Below are 9,142 nucleotides of genomic sequence, written 5' to 3' on the forward strand. Positions count from 1 at the left end.
ATATCAAAAATTATGTTACAATACTCTCTATGCCTATCATTTATTAACTAAATGAACGAATTATTAAATCGGATTACGCAAATATCTGGTCAATGTGGGGGTCGTCCTTGCATTCGCGGAATGAGAATTAGAGTCAGTGATATTTTAGAAATGTTATCCGAAAATGTCAGCGTTAGCGAAATTTTAGAAGACTTTCCCGATTTAGAACCAGAAGATATCCAAGCTTGTCTTTTTTTTGTGTTCCTCCTTTCCCTAACACTCTCAAGCATAACTTATCCTCATTTACTGGTAGTTTTTGTGTTAAACTAATTTACAAAAATTAGCAATAATTCAAAAATTGGATATAATTGTCAGATAGAAAGACTAAACATGGTAAAAATATGAATATGATAGAAGAAATAATCATCAAAGTACCATCAAATATTGCCGAAGCTTATCGCCGTAGCACTAAGGAAGAACAGGAACAAATTCAGCTAAAGTTAGCATTAATTATGGAGTCAAATTTATTAAAAAATAGTAAAGAAGCAGTTCAAAAATTCAGAACCACAATGGATAAAGCTAGTCAAGAAGCACAAGCTAATGGGTTAACTCTTGAAATTTTAGAATCTATTTTGCAAGATGATAAATAAACGCCGTTTTGTATTTGATACAAATGTTGTGGTAAGTGCATTTTTATTTAGTCAAAGTAAACCACGTCAAGCATTAGATAAAGCTCAAGATATAGGTATTATCTTGTTAAGTGCTGCTGTTTTTGACGAATTACAAGAAGTTTTATCAAGACCAAAATTCGACCGTTATATTACCTTAGAAAGACGGCGGGAATTAATAGATAATTTAGTAGAAACTATCGAGTTTATTAATGTTACTGAACAAATCAATGAATGTCGAGATCCTAAAGATAATAAATACCTAGAATTAGCTGTTAGTGGCAAAGCTCAATATATTATGGTGATGAAGATTTGCTTGTTCTTCACCCATTTAAACAGATTGATATTTTATCGGTTCAGAAATTTTTGGATGAAATTTAACTTGTTCACTCGTGGATTTTTACATTTTAATATTGATGTCCTCAGATCCCCGACTTCTTAGAGAAGTCGGGGATCTCGTTGTTCACTAATTAACCTTGCGCTACAGGTTCTTTTGCCAAAAACTTCTCCAATTCTGTCAAAGCATCAGCATCAACCTTAGTCTGCATTGGACAGAACTTAGGTCCACACATGGAACAAAACTCAGCCGTTTTATAGATATCTGCGGGTAAAGTTTCGTCGTGATATTCCTTCGCTCTTTCTGGGTCTAAAGATAACTCAAATTGACGATTCCAGTCGAAATTATAGCGAGCTTCAGAAAGTTGATCATCTCTATCTCTAGCACCAGGGCGATGTCTAGCAATATCCGCCGCATGAGCCGCAATTTTATACGCAATTAAGCCATTACGCACATCTTCAGCATTAGGTAAACCCAAATGTTCTTTAGGAGTCACATAACACAACATTGCTGTTCCATACCAACCTGCCATAGCTGCGCCAATGGCTGAGGTAATATGGTCGTAACCAGGAGCAATATCTGTAACCAAAGGTCCGAGAACATAGAAAGGTGCTTCCGAACACTCTTCCATTTGTTTGCGGACGTTGAACTCAATTTGATCCATAGGAACGTGACCAGGACCTTCCACCATTACCTGAACATCATGTTCCCAGGCTTTGCGGGTAAGATTTCCCAGGGTTTTCAGTTCTGCTAACTGGGCTTCATCGGAGGCATCATGGGTACATCCTGGGCGCAGGGAGTCGCCTAAACTGAAAGAAACATCATATCTTTTGAAAATCTCAATGATGTCGTTGAAATGGGTATACAAGGGGTTTTGTTTGTGGTGATGCAACATCCACCGCGCTAAAATTCCGCCACCACGAGAAACAATTCCTGTAATCCGGCTTCTAACTAAAGGTAAGTGTTCAATCAAAATCCCGGCGTGGATGGTTTGATAGTCTACCCCTTGCTGGGCGTGTTTTTCAATGACGTGGAGAAAGTCGTCAGCGGTGAGATTTTCGATAGTGCCGTGAACGCTTTCTAAAGCTTGGTAAACTGGAACAGTACCAATGGGAACAGGTGAGGCGTTGATAATTGCGGTGCGAATTTCATCTAAATTACCGCCACCTGTGGATAAATCCATGACGGTATCAGCACCGTATTTTACCGCTAGGTTGAGTTTATCAACTTCTTCCTGGAGGTTGGAAGAGTTGGGAGAAGCACCGATATTAGCATTTACTTTACATTTAGAAGCGATACCGATCGCCATCGGTTCTAAATTAGTGTGATTAATATTCGCAGGGATAATCATCCGTCCCCGTGCTACTTCGGCGCGGATCAATTCAGCAGGCAGGTTTTCCCGCTTGGCGACGTATTGCATTTCTTCCGTGATTACACCCTGACGAGCGTAGTGCATTTGCGATACGTTTTTTTGTCCACGTCGCTTGGCTACCCATTCTGTACGCATATTACATTCCTTAAATAAACAGCTTCTCTTTGCTGGTATTACCCCAGGCTAGGTGTCAAAAATGCCGCAAAATTAATACTTTCAGGCTTTATCGTATCAGGGATACTCATAAAATACTTAAAAGGTCTGATTTTGCTAACTTGAGTGTTTGATATCAAGCTTTTAGTTTGCTAAAGCCATAAATACTCAATACTCACTGAATACTCAGCGTTAGTACACCGCTACTATATAATAGCTAATTACTTCCCCTAACCTTGATGTACTATTTATTGTACGCTAGTCAGATATTCAGTCAAGGTCAAGCTACCGGACTTCCTCACCTTGACTAGCTACCAAAAGGCATATCAAAGTTAGGAAAAACGATTTTGCTATAACTTGTTTCTTGCTTGCAGCCTATATTAATACTCTTATACCAAGACCCATGAAATGCAGGACTTTCTGGTAATGAATCCTGGTATTGAGTCACCTATCGCCAAAACCAGATAGGATCAAGATAATCGGAATTGATATTTTCAAGCATCCACTGGAGAGAAGTGCTTATGAATCTGGTTGTACTCCAGAACTGGCTAGATAATGCCTCTTTTGCTGTCTTATTCTGTACAATGTTAGTTTATTGGGTGGGGGCAGCTTTTCCGAATTTATCGGTGACAGCGGCTTTGGGAACTGCCGGAATGGCGATCGCTAATTTGTCTATGGCGACTCTATTAGGAGCAAGATGGATTGAAGCGGGTTATTTTCCCCTCAGTAATCTCTACGAGTCTTTATTTTTCCTGACCTGGGGAATTACCGCTGTCCATTTAATTGCCGAAAATAGCAGTCGTAGCCGTTTGGTAGGAGTTGTCACTGCACCTGTAGCGATGGGAATTACAGCCTTTGCGACATTGACTTTACCATCCAATATGCAAGTCTCAGAGCCTTTAGTTCCTGCTTTAAAATCTAATTGGCTGATGATGCACGTCAGTGTCATGATGTTGAGTTATTCCGCTTTGATGGTAGGTGCATTATTAGCGATCGCCTTTTTAATTGTAACTCGCGGACAAAATATCCAATTACAAGGTAGTTCCGTTGGTAATGGCGGTTATCGGAGTAATGGTTATAAATTACTGAAAGCTGGTGAGTTAGTTACATCCACACCCGCTGCGGAAACTAATGGTTTTTCTCGCGTTGAAAGTAATAACAATGGAAATGGGACTGCGGTTTTAGATTTAGTCACAACTACCCCCATGCAAACTGCGGAAATCCTCTCACCTCAACGTCTTAATCTAGCTGAAACCCTGGATAATATCAGTTATCGCATCATTGGCTTAGGATTTCCTCTCCTCACAATTGGGATTATCGCCGGTGGGGTGTGGGCTAATGAAGCCTGGGGTTCTTATTGGAGTTGGGACCCCAAGGAAACTTGGGCGTTAATTACTTGGTTAGTTTTTGCAGCTTACCTACATTCTCGAATAACTCGCGGTTGGCAAGGTCGAAAACCGGCAATTTTAGCCGCTGCTGGATTTGTTGTCGTTTGGATTTGTTACCTGGGTGTAAATCTTCTCGGTAAGGGTTTACATTCTTACGGTTGGTTTTTGTAAGTACATTTTTATTTCTCCCTTTTCTTTTGAGAGGGGGAATTTTTTTATCGAATAGGAGTCAGGAGTCAGGAGTCAGGAGGAAGAAGAAGAAACAAGAGTAGGGTGTGTTAGCGACAGCGTAACGCACCATTCCAGGTTAAATAAGAATTGTAGGTTATTAAATTTGCGTTCCTAACCGGGCTTCAGACCCCATTAAATTTACGATTTGGTTATATTCAACAATATATTCTTATGAATTATAAATTATCAATAATTTTAGTTTTATGCTCAACTCTGTTAACTGGATGTTTTGGCTACCCGCGCTTACTCAGTTACCCATTTGATTCCGGGGGAAGGAGTTTAAATAGTTTCTCGTCTGAGTTAAATCCGCAAATTTCTGGGAGATATATAGTATTTACGAGCGATCGCCGAGGCAGTCAAGATATATATATGTTTGATACAGTGACTCGTAATTTAGTAGACTTACCCGGTTTAAATTCCTTTGATACAATTGCTTCCCATCCTGCGGCTTCTGACAATGGTAAATTTATTGTCTTTGCTGCCAGTCGTCAAGGACGAACACAAATTATTTTTTATGATCGAGATGTGCGTCAATCACGAAATTTAACAGGTGATCTCCCAGGAGAAGTCCGCAATCCCACAATTAGTAGTGATGGTAATAGAATCGCCTTTGAGTACAGTAACAATGGACAATGGGACATTTTAGTGTATGACCGATTTGGACGAAAATTAAATATCCCCCAAGATCCAACTTAATCGAGGAGGTAGGGGCGCAGGGTCTGCGCCCATAACTTATTAACTCACAATCAATTAATCAATTTTCTGTATAGAATTGATGAGCGATCGCACTTCCTCAGTCCCCTCAGAAGGTTCAAAAGCAAGAGGAAATTTACCTCTAACTAGCATTCTTAACCCCAAAGGTGCAAGACTGAGTAACCCTTGCAAATCGCGGAAATAATTACCAACCACTTGCAAACCAAATTGACGTTCATCAATCCAACCACCTTGTTTAACCAAATCCACCAAAACCTGACGATGACGAATTGCTCGACTGTCATCAGCTTGTTTTTGCTCCAGAATTTCCTGTTTAATTTTCGTAATTTGCTCTAAAGGGGCAACTTCCATCGGACAAACCGCATCACAATAAAGACAACGAGTACAACCCCAAACCCCTTGAGTTCCCGTACTATAGGTTTCTAATCTTTCTTCTGTATTACCATCGCGGGAATCTGCTACCATGCGATATGCCTTAGCCAAAGCATGGGGACCAACAAAATCAGGATTGACCTCCACAGCATTACATTCAGAATAACAAGCTCCACACATAATACAATTGCCCGTTTGATCAAGAAGCGATCGCTCTTGTGGCGTTTGCAAGAACTCCCTTTCAGGAACTTGTCTACCTGCGGTACTCACATAAGGAGCAACCGTCTCCAAATTACGCCAAAAACCATTCATATCCACAACCAAATCTTTAATTACAGGCATATTCCCCAAAGGTGCAACTGTAATTTCTGGAGTAGTTTGCGGCTGATTTGCAGATGATGATATTTTCTCCAGTCTAGCCAGTTCACTCCCCACATTCTCCTTACAAGCCAAAGCAGAACGCCCATTAATCCGCACAGCGCAACTACCGCAAATTGTATTGCGGCAATTTTTGCGAAATGCTAAAGTTCCATCTTGTTCCCACTTAATCTGATTCAGACAATCCAGGATAGTATTCCCTGGTTCTACCTTCAAAATATAAGACTTGAAAACAGGGGGAGAATTTTCTTCTTGTCGAGTAATCTTAAAAATAACTTCCATGATGATCAATCCAAATCTGGGGTTCAAATCTTCTCTCTTACCTTACCTACCTCAAAAATCATGAAGCTAGGGAAGGATGAAGCGTAAAGTATAAACATAGATTTTCTCTCACGCTTGAGTTGACGGCAGCCTTCACCATTGATCCTTTACACTTAATACTTCTTTCGTCAAGCCCTAGTTATCAAAATTCTACATCCTTAAATATATATAAGTGTTAAAGCCAGTGAACATCTCAGAAGAGTGGCTATCAAATAGCCCATAGATATGGTAAATTTATTCTTCCCCTAGACAGACGTAGATAATCTGATTCCTGCGGAGCGCTTCGCTATCACAGTTTTGAATCTCATAATGATTAACAGCAGGGATTTTTCACCCCGGTTTTTGTTTATAGTCCCAAATAGCTCCTGTGGTGAAGCCATAGAAACTCTAGAATTTAACTGACTCACTCACCGAAAGCACATCTAAATTAGATTAACTTTTATAAAAGTCCTGGCATCATCCTCACGACAGTATCAAGCTTGAGGAAAATCTCTACTGTACTTTAGCTGCTCAACCCCAGGGATCTAGATCAAAATTTAGTTGTCAAATGAATTTTAAATTTAAAATAAATTTAAAAAATATTTTGCTATTATTATTTCATGCTAGTATTTAATAGAAAATTACGAACCAACAAAATCACAATAGCCGCATAAGCACGGCTAACACTTCTTTGGTTTATTCGTAATGTAGAGACTAGAAAATTTATGTCTCTACTGGCAAAATAAAAGGGTGTATGTCCGTCAGACCACATACAAATCATAAATGCTGTCTTTAGTCCTGTAACTCAAAGGCAAGGGAGAGCAGCACTGAATGTGAAAAACCTGTAATTTATTGGCTCTACGCGGCAGTTCCTCTATTTTGGGAAACCCCAAGGCCGGGCTGCTTTATCTTTTTTGGAGTAGAACTAACCTGACTTGTAAAGGTGGCTTGAAGTTACACCGTTACAACAGTGACCAAAGAGAAAATAATTTAATTTCCGATGGCCAATGATGGTTAAAAACGCCGTAAAATTACTGAAATAAATGTCTGTGGCAACTATGACTTATAACCCTATTATGGACAACTATAATAGAGTCTTCTGTTGCCGCTATATCAGCAGGAATTCACCCATCACCCTCATGTTTTGTTGATTTCTGAAGTCCAGTTGCGCTGATTGCTCAATACTAGACACACAAGAAAATTCTGAAATGGCTAAGTCCATGCTACGCTATAAATTTGAAGAGATTAAGGAAAATTAGAGCATAATGACCGAAACTGCAACTGCCCCATTAACAGGAAAAACATTGCTGGCGAAAGTTAAAGAACTTTCCACCTTACCCCGTCGGGAAAGAGCAAAGCAATGTGGTTATTACACCATTACTAAAAATAGCCAAGTTCGGGTTAATTTAACAGACTTTTATGATGCTTTATTGTCAGCTAGAGGCATTCCCCTCAGCCCAGAAGCACCAAAAGATGGACGTGGCCGCGAACCGACATACCGGGTCAGTGTTCATCAAAATGGTCAAATTGTGATCGGTGCAACCTACACCAAAGCGATGAACCTAGAACCCGGTGACGAATTTGAAATTAGACTCGGTTACAAACATATTCACTTGATTCAGCTTGGTGAAAGTGATAAAAAGTTGATCCAGTCTGATGATGATGCTGATGAATCAGACGCAGAAGAATAAATTTTTTCACCTATCAGGGATAAGTTTGAGGTAGGTTCTGATGAATTTATCCCTAAAGCTACCGCTAATTAGTAGCCGTAGTTAAATAATTGCAGTGGGATCAGACATAAAAACGTTTTGACCTCTTCCATGAGTCACAAATTCTAGTAGAGTCTTGATTATTCATCAAGAAATCTGTTGTTGCAGGAAGTTAGTCATGTTTTTTATGTCTATTCCACTGTCATTTTTAGAATCATCAGTCCATACTTTACTGGAGTTTCTCAAAGATACGCCAGTATTTTTGGTCATGGCTTTTTTTATTGTTTGGATAGGTTGCTGGTTGCCATTGGTAGCAGTTTTAGCCATTACCTTGAATTGGCAAATACACAAATCTTTACAACCAGAGCAAAAAATTCCTTTATTAGTATCTCTCTATTTATTAGTGCCGCTAATTCTCTGGGGATTTCAATGGTTGGAATTGGGTTCTTTCCCTGATTATGGATTAGTGGGGAAAGTTTCTATTTTTGGTTCTTTATTACTGGGTTTTAGCTTGGGTGTTTTCAGTCTAGCTATAGTATTCTTTGGGCAAATTTGCGCCGGTTGGTGCTACTTAGAAAAATCTCAGATCAAGGTAATCCCATCTAGTTTATTGACAATTTCCCTAGTGGCTTTGTTTGTGGGGGGAATAGAAGAACTTGTATTTCGGGGCTTTTTATTCACTCAGTTACAACAAAATTTTTCAATTTGGTTAGCAGCAATTATTTCTAGCTTGGTTTTTGCTGTCTTACATTTGGTATGGGAACAAAAAGAAACTCTGCCTCAATTGCCGGGATTATGGTTAATGGGTATGGTCTTAGTATTAGCCAGATTAGCTGATGGCAATGGTTTAGGGATTGCTTGGGGACTTCATGCTGGTTGGGTATGGGCGATCGCTACCATAGATACAGCGGGATTAATTACCTACACAGATCAAGTTCCTACATGGGTGACAGGGATCAATAAAAAACCCCTCGCGGGGTTGACAGGAATTATCTGCGTTTTGGCGACGGGAGGAGTGCTTTTATGGGTCCCTGGAATTGTTAATTAGTATTTTTTCGCGCAAAGTCGCAAAGAGGCAAAGGCGCAAAGAATATGAAAATTACTTGGTTGCGGTTAAGAATTGCCGTAGGCTGACTAAACTCAGGGTTTGTCCTAAGTTTAGGGGTAACATGGATATGCCTTCTAGGCGGGATTGGACCCAGCCTTCGCCCCAGTACCATTCGTGAAAGCCGTCAATGCCTCCACTGAGTAGTAAGCGCAAACAATTGGGTTTTACTACGTCTACTCGGTGATGAATGGAGACGGGTCCACTCCAGGTGGTGAACTCAAATCCTGGTGGTAATTCTGTGGGCATCTCTGGGGGAAAACTTAGCCCCAATAGCCATTTTTTTAGTTGAGAAGGATGCAAAATACTGTCATGAATGGCATCGGCTGATGCTGTAACTTCAATGCGGATTTGGCTTTGTTGAAATGTACCTAGCATAGTAATTGGTAATTGGTAATTGGTCAGTTGTTCGTAGAAAAAATTTTCTCCCCTGCCC

General features: G+C 40.0%; 10 protein-coding genes. 7 read left to right on the forward strand and 3 right to left on the reverse strand.

Going from position 1 to position 9,142, the window contains the following annotated elements; all coding sequences use genetic code 11:
- Window positions 1–51: 51 nt before the first annotated feature.
- From IQ226_RS19320 to IQ226_RS19330, 3 genes are all read left to right on the forward strand, one after another.
- Window positions 52–309, forward strand: a complete 258-nt coding sequence (locus IQ226_RS19320; protein ID WP_228039549.1) for a DUF433 domain-containing protein — start codon at window positions 52–54, stop codon at window positions 307–309.
- 77 nt (window positions 310–386) lie between these two features.
- On the forward strand, window positions 387–629 hold the full coding sequence (locus tag IQ226_RS19325; RefSeq protein WP_228039550.1) for a hypothetical protein: 243 nt from the start codon (window positions 387–389) through the stop codon (window positions 627–629).
- Entirely contained in the window at window positions 619–1,089 is a 471-nt protein-coding gene (locus tag IQ226_RS19330) for a putative toxin-antitoxin system toxin component, PIN family (RefSeq protein ID WP_228039551.1), read from the forward strand. Before IQ226_RS19325 ends, IQ226_RS19330 begins: the two co-directional genes overlap by 11 nt.
- Before the next feature lie 28 nt (window positions 1,090–1,117).
- Here the strand turns inward: IQ226_RS19330 and thiC are convergent, their stop codons facing one another.
- Window positions 1,118–2,491: a phosphomethylpyrimidine synthase gene (thiC, locus tag IQ226_RS19335; RefSeq protein ID WP_193898058.1), complete on the reverse strand. Its 1,374-nt coding sequence runs from the start codon at window positions 2,489–2,491 to the stop codon at window positions 1,118–1,120.
- Window positions 2,492–3,030: 539 nt separating this feature from the next.
- On the opposite strand from thiC, the gene ccsB reads away from it, so the two are divergent.
- Both ccsB and IQ226_RS19345 read left to right on the forward strand, forming a co-directional pair.
- Window positions 3,031–4,068: a c-type cytochrome biogenesis protein CcsB gene (gene ccsB, locus IQ226_RS19340; RefSeq protein WP_193898060.1), complete on the forward strand. Its 1,038-nt coding sequence runs from the start codon at window positions 3,031–3,033 to the stop codon at window positions 4,066–4,068.
- 231 nt (window positions 4,069–4,299) lie between these two features.
- Entirely contained in the window at window positions 4,300–4,824 is a 525-nt protein-coding gene (locus IQ226_RS19345) for a PD40 domain-containing protein (protein WP_193898062.1), read from the forward strand.
- Between the two features lie 54 nt (window positions 4,825–4,878).
- Here IQ226_RS19345 and IQ226_RS19350 read toward each other — a convergent pair whose 3' ends face one another.
- Window positions 4,879–5,874 (reverse strand): succinate dehydrogenase/fumarate reductase iron-sulfur subunit, encoded by a 996-nt coding sequence (locus tag IQ226_RS19350; RefSeq protein WP_193898063.1) that lies wholly within the window; start codon window positions 5,872–5,874, stop codon window positions 4,879–4,881.
- A gap of 1,283 nt (window positions 5,875–7,157) precedes the next feature.
- On the opposite strand from IQ226_RS19350, the gene IQ226_RS19355 reads away from it, so the two are divergent.
- Together IQ226_RS19355 and IQ226_RS19360 are read left to right on the forward strand one after the other, a co-directional pair.
- Entirely contained in the window at window positions 7,158–7,583 is a 426-nt protein-coding gene (locus IQ226_RS19355) for an AbrB family transcriptional regulator (RefSeq protein ID WP_193898065.1), read from the forward strand.
- A 196-nt stretch (window positions 7,584–7,779) separates the two neighbouring features.
- Entirely contained in the window at window positions 7,780–8,649 is an 870-nt protein-coding gene (locus IQ226_RS19360) for a CPBP family intramembrane glutamic endopeptidase (protein ID WP_193898067.1), read from the forward strand.
- Window positions 8,650–8,700: 51 nt separating this feature from the next.
- Here IQ226_RS19360 and IQ226_RS19365 read toward each other — a convergent pair whose 3' ends face one another.
- On the reverse strand, window positions 8,701–9,084 hold the full coding sequence (locus IQ226_RS19365) for a hypothetical protein (RefSeq protein ID WP_193898073.1): 384 nt from the start codon (window positions 9,082–9,084) through the stop codon (window positions 8,701–8,703).
- Between the last annotated feature and the right edge of the window lie 58 nt (window positions 9,085–9,142).

Origin of the sequence: Dolichospermum sp. LEGE 00240 (genome assembly GCF_015207875.1) — a bacterium.
Lineage (GTDB): Bacteria > Cyanobacteriota > Cyanobacteriia > Cyanobacteriales > Nostocaceae > Dolichospermum > Dolichospermum gracile.